We start from the raw sequence: 25,886 nt of genomic DNA on the forward strand, positions 1-25,886 counted from the left end.
TTAAGAATTCTTTATGTTATGAGAAGAAGAACAGTGACAAGTATTTACAAGGTGAAAGAGAGTTTTTTTGGTGTAATGGTTTTGTTTGTAATATTGTGTAGTATTTTACTTTTTATTACAAGTAAAACCCAAACAGATAAAATAGTAAAAGAGTATTGTAAAGAATCATTCTGGCTGGGATCTCATCAACTGATATTATATCAAAACAATTCATTTGTTTATAAAATGACGGCTTGTCTTCAAACAGAAACAATAAAAGGTAATTGGACGTCTAATGGCCCATTGCTTTCTTTAGATTTCAATAAATCAACACCAGATTTAGATACAAAGTATTTGAATCAAGGGGATAGTTTACAGTCACTTTTGTCAGAGAATGAAGGATTTATTCTTTGTGAAAATCTTTCTTATGATTCAAAAAAGTAAAAAGGATTTCAGATATAATTGGGTACAGACAGTTCAGCAATTAAAAATAAAATTTGGTGAAAGAATGCCCATCGATCTTTAATCATAAAAACACTTTTTTACACAAAAAAAAGTGATATTTCATTTTTAAAAAGGGGTGATAAATTGACTCCTTCGTCGTCACCCTTGTTAAGAATGAAATATCACTTTTAAAATGTATCATAAAAGTTGTTCTTCTTGAAAAAAGAAACTTAATTATGAACTGAGAAAAAAATAAACTCTGAATCAAAACGAGACAGCGTTCAGATTATACTCCCTTTCTATTCAAGCAAGATCGTTAAAACAGGTATTTTTATTTAAATGCTTGTATAGAAAGGTAGATCAAAAGTTAATTATACTGAGATTACTCTAGTATAATCTTTTTTACATTAAACGTTTTTCCATCTAAAATACGGACAAAATAAATGCCTGAATTTAAACTTTTCACATCAATAGAAACTGTTTTTTGATTTGTGAAATTTGTATTCAAAACTCTTTCACCAATACTATTAAAAATCTCTATTTGTCCGCTATTTACTAACCCTTTTATATAGAATAAGTCTTTTACAGGGTTAGGATATAGTACATAATTAAGCTCATCTTCTAGAGATAACCCATTACTAGTTAATAACTTATTTGTTACAGTAAGTTCAGATTTATCTGTTAAAGAACCATCTGCTGTAGTAACAGTAATTGTTACTGTTCCTGCACTTAATGCCGTAACCAAACCTGAAGCGTTTACTGTTGCAATTGTAGGATCACTAGAACTATATGAAATTGATTTATCATCTGCATTTAATGGTAATACTTCTGCTGTCAATTGTAGTTCACTACCTTCTTCAAATGATGATGTTTCTGGTGTTAACGTAACTCCTGTTACAGAAATAATAGTAGTTTCTTCTCCAGATTCTTCTTCTTCCTCAGTACCTGGCTCAGTTCCAAATATTCTTAATTCTTGTAAACTAATCCAAGATCCTGTATAAGAAGCTGCTCCTGTTACTGTAATCTTAACATACCTTGCAGATACATCTTCAAGCTGATTAATAATTGGAACTTCTTCTGTTCCTGCTTGAGTATTTTCCGTCTGATCTACCACTTGAACAAAAGGCCCATCCTCACTCGAAGAAACTTCTAAAGTAAATTGATAATCTCTATCTTTATGGCAAATGAGTTCAGAACTTTCCAAATCAAATTCACTGCCTAAATCTATTGTTATAGATTGAGGATAACCAGATATAGACCATCTTGAATCTAAATCTCCATCTATAAGATTAGCTGCTAAATTTTCGCCATCGGCATCATCAGAAGTCGCAATAATTGTTTTATTTAAAGCAATGTTATCCCCTGTAGAGGTAGCTATAACTTCAATTTCTGTGGTAGCTGTAAAACCTCCATCTTCTGAAGTAACTGTAATTATTGCAGTTCCTTGTGCTATTGCCATTGCAACACCCATCTCACTAACAGTAATAACATCTGTATTACTACTGCTATAAGTTAATGTTGTATTTGTCGCATCTTCTGGTAAAATTGTCGTGTTTAATAGTATCTCACCATCTACAACAAGTAAAGAAGTTTCTGGTGAAACACTAATACCCGTTACATGAATAGGTGCAACATATCCATCTTGTGTAAGAATGATTGTTTTGTCCTCAAGATCTGTTCCTTTAAGCACAATACTACCCATTCTTTCTTCGGTAGCTGTATGTGCACTTACTGTAATTTCTACAGTTCCGTTACCTGTACCAGAAAGTGGGGTAATAGTAACCCAATCAAGTTCTTCTTCTATAGTCCAATCAAGGTTAGAAGAGATTGCAGCTGTTACTGTTTCTCCATCTGCAGATAAAGATCCAATATTCGAAATGATTAAATAATCTCCTACAGCTCCACATGCTGCTAATTGTATGCCTTCAGCATTTAAAAAACAAGCACCTACTTCTCCGCCTACTTGGCTATCTGTAATTGGTTCATAAAGTTTGCTTCCTGTAGCTCCATTTACTTCGTGTGCACCTACGTCTAAATTATCATTTGGACGAGTATAACCATCAATATCTGTGTTTACAATATCTTGGTAAGTACTACCTGCTGCATCTTCTATAACACTATTTGCAATAGGCTTATAAATTGTTCCATCAAGTGAAAATTCAACATTTGCACTCGTAATACCATCATCAGTTATACCAATTGTAGAACCGCCAAAGATATTCCCTTCGTATTCCATTCCAGAACCAGTACCATCAATATCACCAGAAACAATATCACCATTTTCACTGTAAATAAGGTTATAAGCAATGATACCAACAGGATCATATGAACTTCTGTCGTTAAAGAAAATCGGATCGTCTGCAGCATAAATTGTATTATGAGCAATAATTACATTGTCTACATTTTGGTACCCACTACTCGATCCACCAGATGATGCTCCACCTCCAACAAGTGTAATCCCATTATTCCAGACATCGTTACTGTTGTTTAGTCCATCCATATAATTATTAATAATTACATGGTCTCTATCACTAACACGAATACCTCCAGATTTTTCTTTTCCTTCTCCTAAGAAGAAGTTACCTTCTACAAGTGCTCCCGCACCATGTCTTAACACCAAAGATCCTCTACAATTTCTAAATGTGTTACGAAGAAATTTATTCTTAGCACTTTTATTAGTGATAATCTCATTCTCTCCATCTGCTTCTTGAAAATAATTTCCTTCAACAACCACATTTGCTTCAACAGATTGGAAAGAACTTACACCAATTCTAATGGCTTCACAATCTCCTGAATTTGTAGTAAAATCATCTTTAGGAGTAATATTATAGAAGTAATTATTACGGATAGTATGATTAGGGTTTAAACCCTCCGAATAATACAATTCTACAAGAATACATGCTCCTGCACTCTTTTTATTAATAAAAGAACAATTTTCTACTACATTGCTTTCGCCATGAAGTACAATCCATCGGCTTTTATCAGGTGCTTCGGTATAAAGGTCATCAAAAGCACAATTTCTCATTGTACAATTAGTACCAAAGTCACTATTTGAGCCACTTCTTCTGAACTCAATATGATCGCTGGCACCTTCACCACCTTTCCAATAAAAACCATCTACAATAAGGTAACTACCAAAGAAATTCACTTTAGAAGTTCCTGTAAAAATTACACCACCGGGTGTTTCTGCTTTTACAAGAATAGGATTACTTGCAGTACCCACTTGCCCTGTGAAGCGGATATTCTGATCTGAGTATGTGCCATCTTTCCAAATAACTACATCTCCAGCTACTAAGACAAGTTCACTAAATTCTTCATCAGAACTAACCGTGTATGTCTCAGAAAAAGCATTTAGATAAGGCAATAGTATGCCGATACTAAAAAAAAATAAAAAATTTCTTAGAACGTAATTGTTAATCATTACTGTGTTGTTTGTAAAAAAATAATACCTGTTTTTTTGGTTAACCAATTTCTGGTTATCCAATTTAAAAATTATAATTTTACTATACAACTTATTGACTAACAGTTATGTCATTAAAAATGATTTTTTTATAAAAAGCTGTTTCCGTTTGAAATAAGTATTAAAAACTCTCCGATTAAGTGCCATTTTTATATACAAATTCTTCTTTTTCATCTCTCCTTTAAATTTTGTAATACTCTATAATAAAAATGAGCCACCTCTTTAAGTAAAGGTGACTCATTAATATGTCGGTCGTACTTATTTTATCTCTATTATCTACAAATTAATTTTGCTAGATCTCTGTTTCCATTTTCATCAGTTGCAACAAGAACATACGCTCCTTTTGCAAGATTTACTTTCAACTCAGACGCATCGCCTGATCTAACAACTTGTCCTGTCATGTTGTATATTTTATATTCTACTTTAGAAGTAAAATCAATATTTACATTTCCAACAGAGGGATTAGGATATACATTTTGAATTAATGAAACATCTTCCAAATCCTGAGATACTGATGCAACTCTTGCAGAAGATGAAGAAGCTGCTGCCCCAAATACATTAAGTTCTCCTAAACTTACCCATGTACCAGTATAAGTAGCTGCACCTGTAACTGTTATTTTCACAAATCTAGCAGTAATAGGCTCAAAATAATTTTCTATTGGAGCATCTACTGTACCAGCAAGTGTATTTTCCGTCTGATCTACTACTTCAATATAAGGTCCATTTTCTTGGTTTGCCACTTCAATAGTGAACTGATAATCTCTATCTTTATGGCAAACTAGTGCAGTACTTTCGATGTCAAAATTACCACCTAAATCTATTGTTGCAGATTGAGGAAAGCCTGATACAGACCATCTTGAGATATCATCTCCATCTACTAAATTTAATGGTGAATTATCTCCATCAGCAGTACCTGTACCAACAATTGCTTTGTTTAAAGCTACATTAAATACCTCTTCTGAAACAGGTGAAGTGACCTCAATATCAATTGTATCAGTATAATTTCCATCTACAGTAGTTACAGAAATTGTTGCCGTTCCTGAACCAACAGCTGTAACATTCCCAGATGAACTCACTGTTGCTACTGATGAATTACTTGTTGAATAAGTAATTGCTTTATTGTCTGCATTAAGTGGTAAAACTTCTGCAGTTAACTGTACTTCATTTTCTACCTCTAAAGTAGAATTTTGCGTAGTTAAAGTAACTCCAGTAACTGCTATTGATGGATTTTCGGTATCTTGTGCTTCTCCAAAAACACTCAACTCTGTTAAACTCACCCATGTACCAGTATAAGTAGCTGCACCTGTAACTGTTATTTTTACAAATCTTGCTGTTACACTTTGGAAAGTATTTACAATTGGTGCGTCAACTGCTCCAGAAAGTGTATTATCTGTCTGATCTACCACTTCAACATAAGGTCCATTTTCTTCAGTTGCTACTTCAATTGTAAACTGATAATCTCTATCGTTATAGCAAACAAGTGCAGTGCTTTCAATGGCAAAATCACCTCCTAAATCAATTGTGGCAGATTGAGGGAAATTTGCTACAGACCATCTTGAAGCAACATCTCCATCTACTAAATTTGCTGCTACATTTGTTCCATCTGCCGTACTTGAACTACTAATCGCTTTATTTAACGCTAAATTTTCGTTATTGTCGGTAGTAGGTGCAGTAACTTCAATTTCTGAACTTGCTGAAAAGTTTCCATCTTCTGTAATAACTGAAATTGTTACCGATCCTGCATTTAGTGCTATAACTTTTCCTGAAGAGTTTACTGTAGCAATAGATGAATTACTAGAGTTGAAAGTAATTGATGTATTGTCTGCATTAAGTGGTAAAACTTCTGCAGTTAATTGTAATTCATCCCCTTCAATTAAAGAAGAAACTTGAGGAGTTAATGAAACTCCAGTAACAGAAATTACATCAACTTCATCTTCTTCACCAAATATTCTTAACTCATTTATGCTTATCCAAGAACCACTATAAGTAGCTGCTCCTGTAACTGTTAATCTCACATATCTTGCAGATACGCTTTGGAAAGTTGCTATAATTGGTGCATCTACTGCTCCTGGAACAGTATTATCCGTTTTATCTACAACTTGTACATACGGTCCACCTTCCTCATTGGCTACTTCAACTGTAAATTGATAGTCTCTATCACTATAACAAATTAACTCTGTTCTATCAATTGTAAAATCACTTCCTAAATCAATTGTTGCAGATTGAGGATAACCATTTACTGACCATCTTGAAGCAACATCTCCATCAATTAAGTTTGATGCTACATTTGTTCCATCTACCGTACCTGTGCTACTAATCGCTTTATTTAACGCTAAATTATCGTCTGAAGATGGTGCTACCACTTCAATTTCTGCCGTATCTGTAAAATTACCATCGTCTGAAGTTACTGTAATAGTTGCAACTCCCTCTCCTGTAGCCATTACTTCTCCTGTGGCATTAACAGTAATTACTTGTGTATTGGTACTGCTAAAACTAACAGCAGTATTACTTGCATCTGTTGGTAAAATACTTGCATTCAATTGTAAAATGCCTCCCAAAACTAATAATGATGAGGCAGGAGTTACGCTAACCCCTGTAACACTAACTGGTGCAACATATCCATTCTGAGTAAGTACAATAGTCTGATTATCGACACCTTCACCCTTAACTACAATACTACCTGTTCTTTCTTCTGTTGAAGAGTTTTCGTTGGCTGTAATTTCAATAGTACTATTTCCTGCTCCTGATTGTGGAGTAATTGAAATCCAATTTACATCTTCTTCAATTGTCCAAGCAACATTTGATGTTAGTGAAGCTGAAATTGTTTCTCCTTCAGAAGAAAATGAGCTAATATTTGATACAATTATGTAATCATTAACTGATCCACATGATGCTAATAATGTTCCATTAGCATCTAAAAAACAAGCACCAACTTCGCTACCTACTTGATTATTAGTAATTGGTTGATAACGTTTAGTACCACTACCACCATCTACCTCATGAGCACCAACATCAAGCCCATTATTTGGACGAGTTAGACCATCAATATCTATATTTACAAGATCTTTGTAAACACTTCCGGCAGCATCAACAAATATGCTATTTGATACAGGCTTAAAGATTGTACCATCAGCAGAAAAATCAACATTTGCACTTGTAATCCCATTATTGGCTAATCCAATAGCAGAACCACCAAAGATGTTCCCTTCATATTGCATACCACTACCAGTACCTTCAATATCACCAGAAATTATATCGCCATTTTCGCTATAAATAAGATTATAAGCAATAACCCCTACAGGATCGTAAGAGCTTCTGTTATTAAAAAAGATTGGATCATCAGATGCGTAAATAGTATTGTGTGCAATAACTATATTATCAACATTCTGATAACCATTACCAGAACCACCAGATGATTCTCCACCACCTACTAGAGTAATTCCGTTATTCCATTTATCACCACTATTACTAAGCCCTTGCATATAATTATTGATGATAACATGATCGCTATCACTCACTCTGATACCACCAGATGATGCTTTTCCTTCTCCTAAGAAGAAATTACCTTCAATATATGCTCCTGCTCCATGTCTTAAAACCAAAGATCCTCTACATTTTCTAAATGTGTTGTGTAAAAATGTATTCTTAGCACTCTTATTTGTGATAATCTCATTTTCTCCATCTGCTTCAAGAAAGTAATTGCCTTCAACTAGAACATTTGCTTCTACCGATTGGTATGAGCTTACCCCAATTCTAATTGCTTCACAATCTCCTGAATTAGTTGTAAAACCATCTTTAGGCGTAATATTATAGAAGTAATTATTACGAATAACATGGCTAGGATTTAACCCTGCCGCATAAGATAATTCTACCAAAATACAGGCTCCTGCACTCTTTTTATTAATAAAAGAACAATTCTCTACTACGTTGTTTTCTCCATGGAGTACAATCCAACGGCTCTTATTCGGTGCTTCTGTGTAAAGGTCATCAAAAGCACAATTTCTAATTGTACAATGTGTCCCGAAATCAGTGTTTGAGCCATTTCTTCTAAACTCAATATGATCACTGACACCTTCGCCACCTTTCCAATAAAAGCCGTCAAGAATAAGATAGCTTCCATAGAAATTTACTTTAGATGTTCCTGTAAATACAACACCACCGGGTGTTTCTGCTTTTACAAGAATAGGATTACTTGCAGTACCAATTGATCCTGAAAATTGTAGATTCTGATCAGCGTATGTACCGTCTGTCCAAATTACTACATCTCCCGCTTGCAGAACTAAATCATTAAATTCTTCGTCGGAACTCACTCTAAACGTCTCAGAGAAGGCGTTTAGACACGGCAATAGGATGCCAATGCTAAAAAAAATAAAACATTTTCTTAGCTTGATTTTGTTAATCATAACTGTGTGTGCTGTTTGTAAAAAAATATACTAGTTATTTTGGTTAACCAATTCTTGGTAACCCAATCTATGGAGTAATATTTTATTATGCAACTTATAGTCAGACAGTTATAGTAAAAAGGCTATTTTTAGGCTAAAATTGAGTGTTTTTATGTGTAAAAATGACGTAAATACTTAAAATCAAATCTAAAAAAATAATTTTATTGATTGATTATCTAGTAACATTTTGATAGATATTCTTTACTAATTTGCTATCTCAAAAGATTATTAATTGTGTATTTTTGAAAGTATTTAACTCTAGATTTATAATAATTTAAAATTTATTTGTGATAAAAAGAGAAGATAAATTTTAAATAAATCATCTTTAAAAAGAAATCAAAAGAATAATATCACTTTGGTGTTTACATTAAAAAAGCAACCAATAACACTGTATATCAATGATATACAACAAACAAAAGCTCCCCCTAAAATAGTATTAAGTATGGTAACAACATATATATACAGCTAAACAACTCACTTATTTATCATTAAATAAACAATAATTTGAATATAAATTATTGTTTATAATAGTTAATAACATTGTACAATACTACCCAATGAATTGTCTTGGAGTAAATGAAATCAATCTATTTTTTAACAATTTACTTTTATGAGAATTAGTGCAATTTTAATAGCCTTAACCGTCCTTGTTTACTCATGTAAAGACAAGAAGGAAACTCCTTTAAAGCCTGAAATGGAAAAAAAGGAATTAAAAAATAAAATTTCTGACAAAGCAGATAAAGTCAATGATGAAGTTGATAAGTTAAAAGACAATACAGGAACCGCTACTGTAAAACCAACAACAGGTAGTAATAACAATACAACAGGTTCTACTAATCCGAAACCTCAAACAGGAAATAAGCCTACTTCAAATTCGTCAATTACTCCACAAATTCAACAAAAAGTTATTGATCTTAATAAAGAGATTGATGCTCTAAATGGTAAATTAGATCAATTACCAGTAGATCAAACTTCAAAAAAAGAATATGTAAAAATTGAGAATGAGGCGAATCAAATTAGTAAGAATGTGAAAAATATTCTTCAGAATAACGCTTTAAGTGGTAAAGCAGAATTTGTAAAGTTGAATGATAAACTTAAAACTTTAGTAAATAAACTGACAAACCTAAACAATACATTAGCTCAAAAAGGAACGCAAACGGTAGGTTTTAACCTTCCGAGTAACTTCCCTACAAAAGCAGAATTAAAACAGCTTTGGGATACATTTACTACTGCTTTTAATGGAGGATACAAATATGAAGGTGCACAAGATAAATATGCATCTGTTCCATATATTGATGAGTCGCAAAGTCCAGATGTTTATCATCAAGGAAAATATTCTGATGGATATTTAGAGCATACTATGGCTTGGCTTAATCTTAATGAAAGAGCAGCTGGTTTATATGCAAGAAAATTTATTGAACTTGATCAATCAAATGCTATGCTTGGTGCATTAGCACAATTAAAAGATGATCAAGGAATTGAGCATTACCTAAAAACAAATTCGACCTTTGATAATCAGATTAGTAGTATAACATTAGATAAGGCGGATGAGGTATCAATGAATTCAAACTTATCCTCTTTGGGTGCTACAGATTGGTCGCAAGCTCAATCTGCCACAAGTGCTTTTGGTTTTTGTACCATAGAAGGTTCTGGAGATATTCATGAAGATGGTTCTTTTAAAAAGTTACACAGCATGGGGCATAAAGATTTTTTCTTCTCTTCTATGGATAAGAGAGATATTTCTTTTGGTCTATTACAGTATAATAAAAATGATCCTGCTTCAAAGAACTACCTAGTGGCTCAATACGGTAAAACAGATAAGAACCAAGGTGCTCATTTAAATGTAAAATTAAGAGGTAAAGGTATTTCTTCTACTCAGTTTGATCATGATTTTGTTGCTTTCCCTGGTGGTTACTATCCTATTGAGTTAGAAAGACCTACTGTTAAACAAACTGGTAATTTTGGTGGTTTTGCAGCAATGTCTTTAGATCAATTTTTTGTTGACAAAGATAAGAGTGGTAAAGATATTAAAGGTTCGCATGATGGTGTAATTCAAACTGAAAACACACAATTCTGGACAGGTAATATTGGCTATAACCCTTGGGTGATTTACTTTAACAAAGATCGTTTTAATTATAACACTAGTGGTACTGTTACGGTTACTATTGCTAAAGGTGATAAATCTAATATTATTCAGACGCTAACTTGTAAAGCTGGAGAAACAAAAATAAATAATGACAAAAGTGCTATTCGAGTGAAAGAAGCATTTTCTGCTCCTTCTTTAACAATTAAACCTGCTTTAGGTGTTTTAAAATCAAGTTATGAAACTGCTAGAGATTCAGGTAAAGAAGTTGTTTTCTATATCCATATTACTGGTGATGCTGTTAAAAATAATTCGACAAATTCAGCTATTGATGTTACTTACCCTATCATCTACTATTCTATAATGAAATAGTAAAGTGATAGTTATTAATAATGAGAGTTCAAAACCATGTGTTTTGGGCTCTTTTTTTATAAAATGATCTTTCTTTCTAACTCAATATTATATTTAACGACAACTAGTAAAATCAATAACCATTACTATTTAAATAATGGTTATTGATTTACATCTACTTCCCAGAAAATTAAAACTTCACTTCTAAAGTCTCACCAGCAACCATTTCTTTCACTTGTTTCTTACCCTTATAAAGTAAAGTACAAGGACCATTTTTGACCGCAGTAATATGTAATGTTTTTAGTTTTCCATTTTTCCAACTCATATCTACAGTGTAACCACCTCTCGCTTTTAATCCTTTTACATTCCCTTTTTTCCAAGCTTGCGGCAATGCCGGTAGTATTTCTAAAGTGCCTGTTTGCGACTGTAAAAGCATTTCTGCCATACCTGCAGCACCGCCCATATTTCCATCCAATTGGAAAGGTGGATGACCACAAAATAAATTAGCATAAGTTCCTGAAGCATGTGTACTTTCATCTCCAAATCCGATAGGTTGTAATAATCTTCTGTACAATTGGTATGCTCTATCGCCATCTTTTAATCGTGACCAAAAGTTGACTTTCCATGCTAAAGACCAACCAGTTCCGTCGTCTCCTCTTGCATTTAAACTTACTCTTGTTGCTTCAGCCCATTCTGGTGTTTTCTCTAAAGAAATTTGCTTTCCAGGGTGTAAGGCATAAAGATGAGAAACGTGTCTGTGTTTATTATTCGGATCATCTACATCTTCCATCCATTCTTGTAATTGTCCCCATGAACCAATGGTAGGAGGAGCAATTTTATTTCTTACTGCTGTAATTTCTTTCTTAAAATCTGCATCAATTTCCAGTACTTCACAAGCTGCAATACAATTACTCATTAAATCCCATGCAATCTGATGATCCATAGATGCTCCTTTAGAAATCCCACCATGTTCTGGAGAGTAAGAAGGAGTAGAAACAAGTAAACCGTTTTCATTTTCAGTAAGGTAATCTACCCAAAATAAAGCAGCTTCTTTCATGATTGGATAAGCCTGATTTTTTAAAAATGCTTCGTCTTGTGTAAATTCATAATGCTCCCATAAATGTTGAGAAATCCAACCTGCTCCACCAGGAAAAAATCCCCAAGGAAATCCCCATCCAGAAGAAGTGTATCCAAACGGATTGTTCATTGTACTTACTGTCCAACCTCTCGCATTAAAGAATTCTTTTGCCGTAATTTTACCCGGTTCTACAAGGCTTTCAATATAATCATTTAATGGTTCTTCGCACTCGCTCAAATTGACAACTTCTGCTGGCCAATATAACATTTGCTGATTGATATTCATGTGGTAATCACATGCCCAAGCTGGGTTAGTAGAATCGTTCCATTTCCCTTGTAAATGCATCGGCATTGTACCCGGTCTCGAAGAAGAAATCATTAAATAACGACTATATTGAAAGTATAATTGTTCCAACCAGTAATCATTATTGCCTTTAGAATAGGCCAATAAGCGTTGGTCTGTAGGTAAATCCTCCCCTTGTTTGTATCCTAAATCAAAATCAACTCTTTCAAATAGATTTTGATAATCTAAACGGTGTTCTTTTTGTATTTCTTCAAATGATTTACCCTTAAGTCGATGCAATAAATGTTTATTTTCAGTTATAAAATCATTGCCTTTATAGGTTGGGAATTTATTAAGGTATTCTGTAGAAGCTACATGATACGCCACTACGTATGTAGCATTTTCGATAATAACCTTATTGTCTACAAACTTTGTCTTACCATCTGATTCAATCTTCAAGCAAGTCTCAAATTGCATCCCGTTATCTTTCACTTCACCTTGAAAACTGTAAAGATTTTTCTTGAACGTTTCTTTATTTTTTTGGTGAGGTGTTTGGAATGAAATACTATAATTTTCAGGTAAATCACTTTCTAATTTATACACCATTAATTTTGATGGGTAATCTCCAAAATAAGTTCTCTTATACTGGTTATCACCAATATTATAAGTGATGTAACCTTCTGCCTTTTCAATATCTAAAACACGTTTATAGTGTTCTACTTCTTCGGCATGGTCTACGGTAATCATTAAATCCCCCATAGTTTGCTGGGCACCATAATCACCAAAACTACTTAAATCATTTTCATTTTTATGAAGTACCCCCGTTAACTCTTTCTGTGCTAACGCATGTGCTTCATTAAATTTTTCTTCATCCAATAGTTTTCTTACCGCTTCTAAATGTTTCCAAGCATCTTTTCTAACACCAAAATTGTAATTATCGTTACTGCCAGGTCCTCCACTCCAAAGTGTACCTTCAGAAAATTGTATTTGTTCTTTATTTGTGCCTCCAAAAAACATTGCACCCATGTAACCATTACCAATAGGCAAAGCTTCAGACTGCCAATCTTTAGCAGGTTGATCATACCATAATCTTAATGCATTTTCTTCTTTATGCTCTGCTAAAAAAGAAGTTAAAGTTCTAGGCTCTCCTTTTAAATAACCTAAAGAAATAAGAAACTTATCTGCATCAATCATGGTCTGATAATGCATTTCTAAATTCATGTCTTTATTAAAGAAAGCATGCTCTTGATCTTTATATAAAATAAGATCACAACGCACACCATTTTCTTCCATGTTTTTCTTAAACTCTTTGGCTAATGAAGGTTTAAATACTCTATCCTCTGTACCTAATAGGATCACAGTAGGCGGTGTTGTTTTATCAATGTTATGGTAAGGAGAAAAAGATTCCCAATACTCTTGTACTCTAGTATAACCATATCCTTCTTTTCCATTATGAATTGCAGGGTTAAACAATACTAATGCTTCTGGCATACAACTCACTGTTGTATCTTCACCTACTTCATTAAACCCTTTTACAGTGGCCAAAGCAGCAGCTATATGTCCGCCTGCAGAACCACCACCAGCAAGTATTTTATTGGCATTAATTCCATAATTTTGGGCATGAGTCCTCAACCATCGCATGGCAGATTTACCATCTTTCACGCATTCTTGAGGAGTAGTGCCATTGGCTTTATTAACTCTATACTGTGCACTAACTACCACTAAACCTCTAGACGCTAGATAGGCACTTTGTGCATAAAGTTGACTTGGTGCACCTCCATTCCAACCTCCTCCATGAAAAAATAACAAAGCAGCAGTTTTGTCTGTTACTTTATGATTTGGAGGGTAAAAGAAGTGTAACTTTAAATCTATATTATCAATAGTTTTGTAAATCACTACTTTGTCTGGCGCTCCACTTTTTGTTGCGCTTTCTTCTACATCTTTAGGTTGATGAAAAGAGAATAATCCGAATACACAGATCAGTAATAAAAGTTGATAGTATGTTTTCATTTCATTTAGTTTGTTTTGCCATACACTTCAATCTCTCCAATTGATAACGGAAGTGCTTTATTTTTTAAAGTGAAAGTAAAGCGAATAAACCTTACTTTTGTATTGTCTTTGATATTCCATTCAAGATAAGGTTTCTGCTTTGTATTACAATTCAATTTCTCTAAAGAAATCCAATCTTTTTGATTCACAGAAGAAGCCAACTCAATGGTCATGTCAGTAGCAGTTTGAAACGTAATGTTTACATCCTCTACATTGTAGAAATTTTCCATATCCAACTCCCACCAAATGATACCGTCTTTTGAAATTGGATTCCATTTGGTCCACTTGTGTCCATCATTTGCTAAAGACGCTGGGGTAATACTCGTAGAATTTGTACGTGTTGGTCTTGCATCAGACACTTTTACAGACGAACCCGTTTCTACTGCTTGTTGCCATCTATAATCTTGGTAAGGTCGAGCTTTTACAACAGGTGTAATCCCTTCCTCATATTTTGGTAATCCGGTTGTAATAATTTCTATTTGTGCAGGTTTTAAACCTTTTGATGTTGCCTCAATAATGGTTGTACCACCTTCATAACTACGAAATTCCATTGCAGCATGTCCTTCTAAAATTTGGATATCATTTCTTGTCGTCTCTTTAAAAGTAATACTTCTTCCTGTAGGAAATTCACCGGGTCCAGAAACGATAGTAAGTGTTACATCTGGACTATTAGATATATGTACGCCATTTTCATCCAATACTTGTACATTAATGTGTACATCATCGGTAGCATCTGTGCCAATAATTGTTGTTTTATCAGCAAATAATTTTAAGCTCTTAGGCATCCCTTTTTCAGGCCATTTTGGAGGTGCAATTCCTCTAAAATAATTACGGTACCAATACCAAGAACGTTTCGGAATTCTAGCATAATCCACAATACCCATTTCGCCCATATTTCCTGCAATACTACCATGGTCAAAACCACACCAAATGGCATGTCCACTTCTCCAAGCAGGTTTTTCACCATCTGTTACATGGCCCCAACATGCTGTATAATCACCTGGTCTATCTGTTACGCAAGATCCATATTCACTTACCATATTAGGAAAACCAGGGTTTTTATAAAGTGTTGCCCCATCTCCATTATAACCAGCAATATCACCTAAAACATCTACATTTTGACGTTGTGCACCACCAATCATGGCAGGTCTTGAAGGATCTAATTTATGTGATTCATCTACTAAATCTACCAATAATTTTTTCATTGGTTCGATTACTTTTTCTGAAGAGAAAAATGGCTCATTACTCATACTCCATGCTATAATAGACGGACTATTTTTATTAATTTTAATCAGCTCTTCTAAAGTTTTCTCAGCACTTTTATTGTATCCCGTCCAATCTTCTTCTTTGGTAGGATAAGTACTCGATTTCCAATTGCCTTCATCAATAAAACCGCCAATTCCCCATACACAGTTTTCAGGAATAAAAAAGATGCCTAGTTCATCACATACTTCAGTAAAGTAAGGGTGATGAGGATAATGTGATGCTCTAATCATATTAAACCCTGCCTCTTTCATTAATTTTACATCTCTGTAAACACCTGCTTTTGTTACAGCATCTCCCCAACCTGCATGATCTTGATGTACATTAACACCCTCTAGATATAGGTGCTTCCCATTTAAGAAAAATCCTTGATCAGCAGTCCATTCAAACCATCTAAAACCAAGCGTAGAACTGTAATTATCTACTACACTATCCCCTTCTAATAAAAACGTTTCTATACGGTATAAATTAGGGTGTTCTGGCGACCATAATTGTGGGTTCTTAATTTTTTCTGATTGCTGTTCGAACGTTAATATCTCTCCACTTTTTACTATTTCTTGACGCTCTATTATAGCTACTTGTTTATTATTAGGAGATACTATTTTTGTTCTAAGAATAAATGATTTATCTATTAAACTTTTATTTTCTATGGTGGTCTTAATGTTCACCGTTGCTTCTTCGTTGTTTACTTTTGGTGTTGTAACAAAAGTACCGTTCCAAGTTACATGTAAAGGGTTTGTTACTGTTAAGTAAACATCTCTGTAAATACCTCCACTAAACACATGTTCCCCTGCTCTTGGTGCTAATTGAGCATCCCAAACATTATTTACTCGAACAGCCAAAAGGTTATTTCCTTCTTTTACTGCTTTAGAGATATCCAATGAAAAACCTGTATAGCCACCACTATGTTCACCTACTTTTTTACCATTTAAGTAGATTTCAGCTACCTGAAAAACACCATCAAATTCTAGATGTAATGCTTTAGAAAGCCACTCTTTTTTTATAATCAAATTCTTTTGATACCAACCGTAACCAACATAAAAACTTTCCGATCTAAAATACGGTAAACTAAAGCTATGTGGCAATCCGACGGTTTCCCATTCTCCATTTTTTTTTGAAGATGAGAATTCGTCGTTTTCTTCACTAAAAGTAAAAGACCAATCTCTATTTATGTTGATTTTCTCTCTTTTGCTCCCCTCTTTGTTTGAAGGAGAACATGAAAAAATAGAGAGTAATAAAAGTAAAAATAAGGGAAGTTGTTTGTTCATTTTATTATGTATTGATACAGCATAAATATCTTTAGAATAGTTGAGATAATTGAGTCGTTATCATTCAAAAACTAACATAAAACGGTCAGAGCTCAGTATCTAGTAAATCATATAAAGAAACTTTTCTATTTATCTTCTTTATATGATTTAAACCTACCCAATGCTCAAATTCATGAATTAATAGTTTGTACTACTTTATCCATATTATTGACATTAGCAATGGTAATAAAAATTGCACGCATCATAGATGATCTCGGATGTATTTTTCCTTTTAAATTTAATTCATCAAGAAGTCCTAAAAGAGGGAAACCATTTGCGTCTGTTCTTTTATCATCTGATAAAACTACCCCATAATATTGCATTAGGAAGTATCATATTGTTTCTTTAATTCACTTATTAATGAAATTAGATTGTCAGATTAAAAGTGTTGTAAATTAAAAATTGACTTATCAAGTAAAATCATCACTTTCCGAAGTAAAATACCAATTTATGTTGATATATATATTTCTTACCTCATTACCTTGCTCCACAAAGCATAAAGAAAAAGTTATAAGAAATATTAGTGAGTTTTTTTAATTTGATTTTAGTTAAAAATGCCACTCATTTTGCCATTTAAGCACAGGCTTATCTTCTTCAAATTCTATAGGGAGCCAAATATATCTTCCATCAATTGCATTTTCAGGCATCCAACGATCAGCCATAAAAATATAAGTATCTTCTTTTCCTTCAACAGGTAAAATAAAAGTACTTTGTGATTGAAAAGTGGTGTTTTTTTCTCCTTCTGTACCTTGACAAGGGTTACCTAAAGAAGTCCAAGGTCCTAATGGATGATCAGCCACAGCAGATCTTGCTGCATTTGGTTTCCATCCCGTCAGCCCAGAAGTAATCATATAGTATTTTTCTCCTTTTTTGAAGATTGCAGGAGCTTCGTTACATTGCCCTTCAAGTGCTCTTGTATATTTCCCTGTAAAATCTTGGTAATTATCCGTTAATTCAGCGATATGTAAAGTAGTATTTTCTTCAGAAGAAAAAATATGATACGCCTTACCATCAACATCAACATAGAGCGTCATATCTCTTGCCATTTGTCCTTTTTGAAGATCACGCTGAAGAAAAACACCTTCAGCAGCGACATTAAAATATTCTTTAGACCATTTTTTTATACTCTCTAAATTGTAATTTTTAGTTTTTAAACTATCAGGGTAATCTATTGGCCAAATTCCACTATTTGGGTTTACACTTTTAAGGTATTGATAAGGCCCTGTGATCTGATCACTTACCGCAACACCCGTCATAGCAGCTTTATACCCTTGCCCTTTTAATTCATGATGAAACCACATCACAAATTGCTTATTTTTAGCATTGTAAATCACTTTTGGACGTTCAATAACACAACCTTTGATCAGTAAAGAAGTAGTATCATTACTCACAGAAAGTGCAATTCCTTCGTCTTTCCAATTGTATAAATCTTTAGAAGAATAACAATGAACACCCACCTGTGCAGTATTGCCTATTTTCCCATCAACCTTATGTTCACCAAACCAATAATAAGTGTTTTCATGATCAAGAATTCCTCCACCATGTGCATTAATATGTACCCCATTATTGTCGAGCCACTTCTCAGCAGGAATAAATTTTGACACTTTCTCTTGGCAAGAAAAAAGGAACATCAAACTTATAATTAAACTATATCTCATGTTCTATTTTATTTCTTTAGTTGAAGTTTCAGGCTGTGTCAATTTATATTCTGCATCATATAAATCAACCTGTTCTCTTCTCCATCTATTCCCTTCCATATAAAGCATTTGAGGACTAGAAACATCCCAATCACCTAATTCTTTTAGCATTTCAATAACTAAATCTCGATTTTCAGCAGCTACATCATTTTGTTCTGAAGGATCTTTATCAAGATTAAAAAGTAATGGCAAACGGTCGGGAAGACGAATGAGTTTCCAATTTCCTTTGCGAATACCTGCACTAATAGTAAAACGCCACATCATTGTTTCGTGTGGGTTTCCTTTTATTTCTTTTGTGATATAAGGGTAAATATTTACACCGTCTAATTTATCTTCTGCCGTTGTTTTTCCTCCCGCTAAAGCCACAAAAGTAGGTGCTAAATCTAAAGAAGAAACAGGTAAATCATACTGCCCATTTTCTAAATGTTTTGGGTAGGATATAACAAACGGAACTCTAATTCCTCCTTCTAATAAGATTCCTTTTTGCCCGTTATATGGTGCGTTGATAGAGGCATTATGATCACATGGACCTCCATTATCACTAAAGAATACAATTACCGTATTATCATATACTTTCTGCTTTTTTAATTCTTTAATGATACGGCCTACATTTACATCCAAACGGTGAATCATAGCAGCATACGTACGTCTTTTTTCGTCTTTGATGTCTTCGTATAATGCTAAATCTGCATCAGTTGCTTGCATTGGAGCATGTGGTGCATTAAAAGAAGCAAATAAGAAAAATGGATCTTTTTTATGTCTCTTGATAAAATCTACACATTCATCTCCCTTATCATCTGTAATGTAGGTGATAGGTTGTGGTTCTTTATAATTAGATTCAATTGATGATTTATATCCTTTACCTTTTTTATTTGTGGAAAAGTAATTGTGTCCACCACCTCTATAGCCCCAAAATTCATGAAAGCCACGTTTTGTAGGATGAAACTGATCTGCTTCACCCAAGTGCCATTTTCCAATTAAGCCATTGGTATAACCAAGAGTTGCAAGTCGGTCTGCAATAGTTACTTCTTCTACAGGAACACCAACATAATTTTCATCAAACTGAGGTAAATCTACAATTGGATTGTTATCAAAACCAAAATTCACTTGGTTCCTCCCTGTCATTAATCCAGCTCTCGACGGACCACAAACAGGAGCAGAAACATACGCTTGGGTACATTGTACTCCCTGTTTAGCCAGTGCATCTATATTTGGTGTTCTTATTTGTTTACTGCCATTAAAACCAACATCTGCATACCCTAAATCGTCTGCAAGGATAATTACAAAATTTGGTTTTTGATTGGTATTTTGTGCATATAGGTTTAACGTAACTCCCTGAAAAAATAGGAGAATTAAAAAGAGTAGTCTGTTCATTTCAATATTCTTTAAAGTGATACATAAAGATCATTGAAACAACTTTATTTTAGGAAATCATTTCAGTCAAATTATAGCATAATTTCGTCAGTTTATGGGTTTGAAGCATTCTAAAATCAGCTTCATAAAAAAAACCACTCTTTTGTATTTTTACAAAAGAGTGGTTTTTTTTAAATAGAGTAGTATTAATTATGGTATAAAGCAATTATTTCATCTCCCGTAAGAGCTCTTTTATAAATTCTGATATCATCAATATCACCATTAGTATTATACGGATAATCTGGGTCATCCATACTTCTTCCTATAGTAATATCTGAATCATTTACATATAATGTCTTATTGTATTCTACTTCCGTTTCCAATACTCCATTTACATAAATTCTCATTGTAGACCCGTCATAAGTTCCTACTAAGAAATAATATTGATCTAGAGAAACAAGAGTCTCTGATCTTTCTAAACCTAATGAACCATCTGAAAAGCCTAAGCGAAAACCGAATGGTGTATTATCAGGATCATAATTATAACAATCATGGTCATCAGAAAGCTGATCACCATAAACTAAATACCACATACCATTATGAGAACCATTAGATTCATCGTTATTACCTACAATAATATTATATTGACATCTTGAAGAATAAAATTCATGAGGTTTTACCCATGTTGCTATTGTCATTTCATTCTCAAAATCATCAATACTAGATAAAGTAGCATACTGTGATGATTGATTAACATTTATAGCACTATTTTCAATACCATTTCTATCAGTTGTAAAAGTTGCATTTACAACATTTGCATCATTTCCATTTCCTGATAAATCACTTGCTGTTGCATTAAAAGGAAAATATGCAAGTAACCCAGTACTAAGATCTAAAGCTCCTAGTTGAATAATTAATGGATTTTCATTGTTAAACTCTTTAATTTCTTCTAGAGTGAAACTTTGATTAAATGTCTCATAACCTATACTAGACACTGTGATATTATACGTCTCTGAGTTATCTCTTAAACGTAATGCATAAGTCCTTGCCTCAAGTGTATCTGATAAGACATGTCCTTCACTGTCCGTAATAGTTATTTCACTTGGATTTAGTTTGAAAATTTTAGAATCTTCATCATATACCATTACAGTAGTATGTAGATAAAAAGTTTCTATCTCATTAAATGAGAAAGTTGAATAACCTAAATCATTAGGATTATAACCTTTAGTATCAATTACTTCTGGTGTAACCTTAGTAACTTGATCTTTAACTACTGTAAAATCAATAGTTAATGGATCTGTTACCAAATAAGCTAAAGGAGATTCCTCTTTTGGTGTAGCATAAATCACTTCTTGATTGTCATTCAAAAGTAAAAATTCACTTAAATGATAATTTCCTGGAAGTGATGGTAAAGGCTCACTAAGTAATTCACCTTCAAAACTGTAAAGTGTAAGGCTGTGCATACTGTAAACCTCATTACCAGATTCATCCTCAATGGATATTAATACAGAGGTAGGTACTTCGTTATCATCTGCAATTGATGATCTACCATTACTTGCGGTTTGGTCAAAATTAAAAACAATTTGGCTTTCATTGATTTCTACCTTGTCTTCGCAAGAAAATATAGAAATTGATAAAAGAAGAAAGAGTAATTTGTGTGTTAAGCTAAATTTGTTCATGAAGAAAAAGTATAGTTATTAGTAATTAAGAAGCAAATCTAAAAATAAATATTCTTAAATTAAAACTTATTTGTATTATAATTTAAATATTTTCATTTTCTTGAAGAGAAGCAGAAATCAGTTTTAAATATAGAAATAGATTCAAGGTTTTATTAAAATTGGTAATACTTACAACAACCCTCTCGCTTTTATCTCTAAATACTTATTTATCGTATCTACAGTTAGGTTTTCTGGTGTACTTAAAATGGTATGAATACCATGCTGTTGTAACTCTTTAGCAATAACTCTTCTTTCCAAGATATTTTCTTCTTGCAATGCTTTTAAGTAGAAATCATTTACAGATTTTGCTTCATTTTTTATTGCTTCTTTAATTTCTGAATCCTCAAATAAAATGACTACTAAAAGATGTTTTTTTGCCAACCTTTTTAAATAAGGTAACTTTCTTTCTAAGCTTTCTTTGTGAGGTATATTTGTAAAGAAAATGAGTAAACTTCGTTGCTTTACCTGACTTCTTAAATTTGCACTGATCACCCCAAAATCAGTTTCTTTATAACTTGGCGTTAGGTTATAGAGTTTTTCTAAAACGTGCTGCATTTGTCCTGACTGTCTCTTTGCCTTTAATGTTGTCTGGCTATCACTATTAAAAGCTGAAATCCCGATAAGGTCTTGTTTAGATTGTGCAATATGCAGTAAAACCAAACTTGCATTTATAGAATAGTCCAAAAGTGTCATCCCATTAAAAGGCATTTTCATGCTTCGTCCCATATCTAAAACAGCATACACTTGCTGTGCCTTTTCATCTTGGTAGTGGTTTACCATTAATTGAGGGGAACGTGCTGTGGCTTTCCAATTTATTGAACGGAAATCATCTCCAGCAACGTATTCTTTTATCTGGTCAAATTCTTTTTGTTGCCCTATTCTTCTTACTTTTTTAATTCCTCCTTCCATATGCCCTGTATGGAAAGCCATTAATTCGAATTTTTTAAGTTTCTGAAAAGAAGGATACACTTTTATAGTTTGTATTTCTTGCTCTTGTTTTACCTTTCTTCTTACTAATCCAATTCTTGATGTTACTAGTAAAATAAGGTCTCCAAAAAAGTATTCCCCTCTTTCTGTAGGTCGAATTGTGTACGTAATCGACTTTTTATCACCTGATGGCAACTTAAAAGTAAAATGTAAATTTCTTAACTGAAACGGTATTGGCGCTTCATCAATCAATTCTATTTCTAAAGATTGAGTACTATTATTTTCTGTATAAAGTGTTACCGTATTGTCTTCTCCGTTAGAAAACCTTTCCGCACAAGAACGTTCGGTATGTAATCCTTTATCAAGAGAAAAAAGAAGATAGATGTCTACACTCGTTAGTAGTACATATACTAATAACAAAAGCGACGTTATACCAAATAAGAGAGGAATAAAATAAGATAGTATAAATAATACTACTGTTATACCTCCAACTTGATAGAAACGTTCAGAAAAAAATAATTGCTTATAAAATTTCATGTATTATTATCTTGGGACTTCTACAGTATGAATAATTCTATCTATTACACGGTCCATATTCTCCCCTTCCATTTCCTTCTCTGCCGTCATGATTAAACGGTGTCTTAAAATTGGTTTTATAACATAAGCAATATCATCTGGCGTAACAAAATCTCTACCTTGCAAACATGCCCAAGCTTTTGATGCATTCAATAACGCTACTCCTGCTCTTGGTGACGCTCCCAAATACAAGTCTTTATTTGTTCTGGTAATACGTACCAATTTAAGAATGTAATCAAGAATTTCTTCTTTCACAATTACTTGCTTTGCTAAGGCTCTAAACTCTTTTAACCGTTCTCTGTTCAGCTTAAATTCCTCGTTAATTAACTGTGTAGGCTGTTGGTGTTCATGGTGCATTTTTAAAACCTCTAGCTCATCTTGTTCTTCTGGATAGCCTAAATCTATTTTAAAAAGAAAACGATCGAGTTGAGCTTCTGGCAAAGGGTATGTTCCTTCTTGCTCTACTGGGTTCTGTGTACCAATTACTAAAAAGGGTTCTTCCATTTTATACCTTGTGCCATCATAAGTAATTTGTCTTTCTTCCATTACTTCAAATAAAGACGACTGTGTTTTTGCAGGTGCTCTATTTATCTCATCTACTAAAACAATGTTTCCAAAAATAGGTCCTTTTCTAAAATCAAAAGTATTTGAAGCGGCATTGTAAACATTTGTACCAATTATATCCGATGGCATTAAATCTGGCGTAAACTGAATACGAGAATACTCTCCTTCAATCATTATAGAAAGTGTTTTTGCCGTTAATGTTTTGGCCACTCCAGGTACGCCTTCTAATAAAACATGACCATCGGCCAGGATAGCAGTTAATAATAAATCTATTGTTTTTTGTTGCCCTTTAACAACTTTACTAATTCCCTCTCTTAATTTATTTAAGTCTTGAATTAGGGATGAAGTATCAATTCTATTTTCGAAGTTATTGATTGCGTTTTCTTCCATTTTATATTTCTTTAGAATAAAAATTGTCTATTAATTTGTTAGCACTTATAAAGCCTCCGTCTGTTAGTGGATTGGTTATCTCCTTATCAACTGTTATAAAAAGCTGCCTTAATTCTTCTTCATTAATACCTGATCTAAGTGATAGTAATACTATATCTTGGTCAATTTCATCGGTAGTTAAGTTGACATAATATTTGTTTCTGATATGATTAAGGAGGTATCTTTTTCTTTTTACAAGAATAGATTTATTCGTTCCATTAGTTACGTACAGATGGCTTAATGTTTTGATAAAACCGATACTCTCGTTGGCTAGAGGTATAATTTCCGGTAGTGGACGTTGTTCTCTTTTTGCTTCAAAAACAAGGTAAATAAGTAGTAATAAAAGCAGTAATTGAAGTGCCTCTTTTAAACCTAATTTAGAAAGTACAACTCTAAATAAAGACTGGTGCCCAACACGCCCTAATGTATAATATTCTGTTCTGATATACTTTCCCTCTGGTAACGTGGTAATTATATCACTTATTACTTTATAATTGTTGTTATTTAGGAGAGCTATATTAGTAAGTATTTTTGGTGTACTTAATAGGTAAATCGCTCCATTTCCTACGCTAACTTTTATAAATACGGGAGTGTCATTTTCATTTTTTGCCAATACTTCAGTAGTAAAAGTATCATAATTATTAAATGAGCTTATTAACTCAAAATCAGAAAAATACGCAACATTGTTTGCCGTTTTTAAACTTACAGAGTCAATCTCTAAATTCACACCGTTCTTTAAATCAAAATCTTTAATTTGAATAGATGAATAGTTATTTTCTGTAGTAAAACCTAAAGTATCTCTTAAAAGGCGGCTAAACTCTTCTGCAGCTAGTAAAATTGATCTACCATTCTTAGCCTCTCTTAACATTGATTCGATGCTCACTTTATCTAACTCTAATTGATTACCTATAATGATAAGATTATTATCACTGTAGCTCTCAGATAAAGAATCATAAATTTCATAAGGTGTTAGGCGTAGGTTTTCCACTTCCATCTTTACCTCTGGAGCCTTTAATAATTGTGTTAAGGCTGCAGTTCCATACGGACTACTTTCTAATGATTTATAATGAATATCCCAATCCGTTTTTGTACCAGAAGTAAGTGTCAAAACAAGATAAAGAACGACAGCAATACCTAAGAATAAGTATTGTTTGTTAAAGGTTTTCATGTTGTTCTACGGCTGTTTCAAAGTTTTGATACATGGATTCTAATTGATGGCATATTGTCTCGTTTGCTTCAAACTCTCCATACCAACAATATTGAAAATACACTCCTATAGAATGAAAAGGAGTTTTTAGGAGGTCGTCTTTAAGTTGTAGTAAGATATCGTTATGGTGATCTACTTTTCTTAAATTTATTATTTTCTTTTGGTCTAGTTTATCAATTGCTAATAGGTAATATAGTCGAACTATTTCGTGATAATCATTTTTAGAAATTGCCTCTTTTAATTGAGAAGATAGCGGTATTAGATTTTCATTTTCAGCGTAAATTTTTGTCAAATCTGATTTAATAATTTTATCAGCTGACGAAAATATCAGCAACTTATTTGATTTTAAAAACAGATAAATTGCCCATAAGACAATTAAGACGATCAGTACCCAAAAAATATCACGTAGAAAATCACCTTCAAAATAGATATCATTATCAAAAAAAATTGACATAAAATCTGATAGCCACATTCCAATATGATCCCATATAGAAATTTGATTTTGTGGTAATCTATAGATAAAATCGGGGTCTTCTTGTAACAACTTTACGTTGTCTTCTGTAAATGCTCTATCCTGTGCCATTAAACCTAACGGTAAGTATAAAAATGACACCATCAGCTGAAAATATTTCCACATGCTACACTAAATAGTCCTATTGAAAATCTTGTTAAGTAAT

Annotated in this window: 14 protein-coding genes; 2 read left to right on the forward strand and 12 right to left on the reverse strand. The window is 33.1% G+C overall.

The window, feature by feature from the left end:
• The first annotated feature begins 18 nt into the window (after window positions 1-18).
• On the forward strand, window positions 19-423 hold the full coding sequence (locus EI427_RS20880; RefSeq protein ID WP_126618619.1) for a hypothetical protein: 405 nt from the start codon (window positions 19-21) through the stop codon (window positions 421-423).
• Window positions 424-805: 382 nt separating this feature from the next.
• Here EI427_RS20880 and EI427_RS20885 read toward each other — a convergent pair whose 3' ends face one another.
• Both EI427_RS20885 and EI427_RS20890 read right to left on the reverse strand, forming a co-directional pair.
• The gene (locus EI427_RS20885) at window positions 806-3,844 is read right to left on the reverse strand and encodes a chondroitinase-B domain-containing protein (RefSeq protein ID WP_126618621.1); all 3,039 of its coding nucleotides are present in this window, start codon (window positions 3,842-3,844) and stop codon (window positions 806-808) included.
• Between the two features lie 311 nt (window positions 3,845-4,155).
• The gene (locus tag EI427_RS20890; protein ID WP_170178563.1) at window positions 4,156-8,193 is read right to left on the reverse strand and encodes a chondroitinase-B domain-containing protein; all 4,038 of its coding nucleotides are present in this window, start codon (window positions 8,191-8,193) and stop codon (window positions 4,156-4,158) included.
• A gap of 742 nt (window positions 8,194-8,935) precedes the next feature.
• Between EI427_RS20890 and EI427_RS20895 the strand changes: the two genes are divergently transcribed.
• Window positions 8,936-10,780 (forward strand): hypothetical protein, encoded by a 1,845-nt coding sequence (locus EI427_RS20895; protein WP_126618625.1) that lies wholly within the window; start codon window positions 8,936-8,938, stop codon window positions 10,778-10,780.
• 169 nt (window positions 10,781-10,949) lie between these two features.
• Here the strand turns inward: EI427_RS20895 and EI427_RS20900 are convergent, their stop codons facing one another.
• The 10 genes from EI427_RS20900 to EI427_RS20945 form a co-directional block, all read right to left on the reverse strand.
• A complete protein-coding gene (locus EI427_RS20900) occupies window positions 10,950-14,129 on the reverse strand; it encodes a glycosyl hydrolase family 95 catalytic domain-containing protein (RefSeq protein WP_126618627.1) in 3,180 nt (1,059 codons plus the stop codon).
• 5 nt (window positions 14,130-14,134) lie between these two features.
• Window positions 14,135-16,699, reverse strand: coding sequence for a glycoside hydrolase family 2 protein (locus EI427_RS20905; RefSeq protein ID WP_126618629.1), 2,565 nt, complete (start codon window positions 16,697-16,699; stop codon window positions 14,135-14,137).
• A gap of 170 nt (window positions 16,700-16,869) precedes the next feature.
• Window positions 16,870-17,061 (reverse strand): hypothetical protein, encoded by a 192-nt coding sequence (locus tag EI427_RS20910; protein WP_126618631.1) that lies wholly within the window; start codon window positions 17,059-17,061, stop codon window positions 16,870-16,872.
• Between the two features lie 225 nt (window positions 17,062-17,286).
• Window positions 17,287-18,396 (reverse strand): glycoside hydrolase family 43 protein, encoded by a 1,110-nt coding sequence (locus tag EI427_RS20915; RefSeq protein WP_126618633.1) that lies wholly within the window; start codon window positions 18,394-18,396, stop codon window positions 17,287-17,289.
• A 3-nt stretch (window positions 18,397-18,399) separates the two neighbouring features.
• Window positions 18,400-19,809, reverse strand: coding sequence for a sulfatase-like hydrolase/transferase (locus EI427_RS20920; RefSeq protein WP_126618635.1), 1,410 nt, complete (start codon window positions 19,807-19,809; stop codon window positions 18,400-18,402).
• 185 nt (window positions 19,810-19,994) lie between these two features.
• Window positions 19,995-21,467, reverse strand: a complete 1,473-nt coding sequence (locus tag EI427_RS20925) for a LamG domain-containing protein (protein WP_126618637.1) — start codon at window positions 21,465-21,467, stop codon at window positions 19,995-19,997.
• Between the two features lie 168 nt (window positions 21,468-21,635).
• Entirely contained in the window at window positions 21,636-22,970 is a 1,335-nt protein-coding gene (locus EI427_RS20930; RefSeq protein WP_126618639.1) for a DUF58 domain-containing protein, read from the reverse strand.
• Window positions 22,971-22,976: 6 nt separating this feature from the next.
• Window positions 22,977-23,963: an AAA family ATPase gene (locus EI427_RS20935; RefSeq protein ID WP_126618642.1), complete on the reverse strand. Its 987-nt coding sequence runs from the start codon at window positions 23,961-23,963 to the stop codon at window positions 22,977-22,979.
• 1 nt (window position 23,964) lies between these two features.
• The gene (locus EI427_RS20940; RefSeq protein ID WP_126618644.1) at window positions 23,965-25,170 is read right to left on the reverse strand and encodes a DUF4350 domain-containing protein; all 1,206 of its coding nucleotides are present in this window, start codon (window positions 25,168-25,170) and stop codon (window positions 23,965-23,967) included.
• Window positions 25,157-25,846 carry a hypothetical protein gene (locus tag EI427_RS20945; RefSeq protein WP_170178564.1) on the reverse strand — a complete coding sequence of 230 codons (690 nt, stop codon included), beginning with the start codon at window positions 25,844-25,846 and terminating at the stop codon, window positions 25,157-25,159. Before EI427_RS20945 ends, EI427_RS20940 begins: the two co-directional genes overlap by 14 nt.
• Window positions 25,847-25,886: the final 40 nt, after the last annotated feature.

Origin of the sequence: Flammeovirga pectinis, assembly GCF_003970675.1 — a bacterium.
In the GTDB taxonomy this organism is placed as follows: domain Bacteria; phylum Bacteroidota; class Bacteroidia; order Cytophagales; family Flammeovirgaceae; genus Flammeovirga; species Flammeovirga pectinis.

What these genes read in the sequence shown, in the direction of transcription:
- EI427_RS20880 (WP_126618619.1), top strand. Translation starts at nt 19, where the DNA reads ATGAGAAGAAGAACAGTGACAAGTATTTACAAGGTGAAAGAGAGTTTT.
- EI427_RS20885 (WP_126618621.1), bottom strand. Translation starts at nt 3,844, where the DNA reads ATGATTAACAATTACGTTCTAAGAAATTTTTTATTTTTTTTTAGTATC.
- EI427_RS20895 (WP_126618625.1), top strand. Translation starts at nt 8,936, where the DNA reads ATGAGAATTAGTGCAATTTTAATAGCCTTAACCGTCCTTGTTTACTCA.
- EI427_RS20900 (WP_126618627.1), bottom strand. Translation starts at nt 14,129, where the DNA reads ATGAAAACATACTATCAACTTTTATTACTGATCTGTGTATTCGGATTA.
- EI427_RS20905 (WP_126618629.1), bottom strand. Translation starts at nt 16,699, where the DNA reads ATGAACAAACAACTTCCCTTATTTTTACTTTTATTACTCTCTATTTTT.
- EI427_RS20910 (WP_126618631.1), bottom strand. Translation starts at nt 17,061, where the DNA reads ATGCAATATTATGGGGTAGTTTTATCAGATGATAAAAGAACAGACGCA.
- EI427_RS20915 (WP_126618633.1), bottom strand. Translation starts at nt 18,396, where the DNA reads ATGAGATATAGTTTAATTATAAGTTTGATGTTCCTTTTTTCTTGCCAA.
- EI427_RS20920 (WP_126618635.1), bottom strand. Translation starts at nt 19,809, where the DNA reads ATGAACAGACTACTCTTTTTAATTCTCCTATTTTTTCAGGGAGTTACG.
- EI427_RS20925 (WP_126618637.1), bottom strand. Translation starts at nt 21,467, where the DNA reads ATGAACAAATTTAGCTTAACACACAAATTACTCTTTCTTCTTTTATCA.
- EI427_RS20930 (WP_126618639.1), bottom strand. Translation starts at nt 22,970, where the DNA reads ATGAAATTTTATAAGCAATTATTTTTTTCTGAACGTTTCTATCAAGTT.
- EI427_RS20935 (WP_126618642.1), bottom strand. Translation starts at nt 23,963, where the DNA reads ATGGAAGAAAACGCAATCAATAACTTCGAAAATAGAATTGATACTTCA.
- EI427_RS20940 (WP_126618644.1), bottom strand. Translation starts at nt 25,170, where the DNA reads ATGAAAACCTTTAACAAACAATACTTATTCTTAGGTATTGCTGTCGTT.
- EI427_RS20945 (WP_170178564.1), bottom strand. Translation starts at nt 25,846, where the DNA reads ATGTGGAAATATTTTCAGCTGATGGTGTCATTTTTATACTTACCGTTA.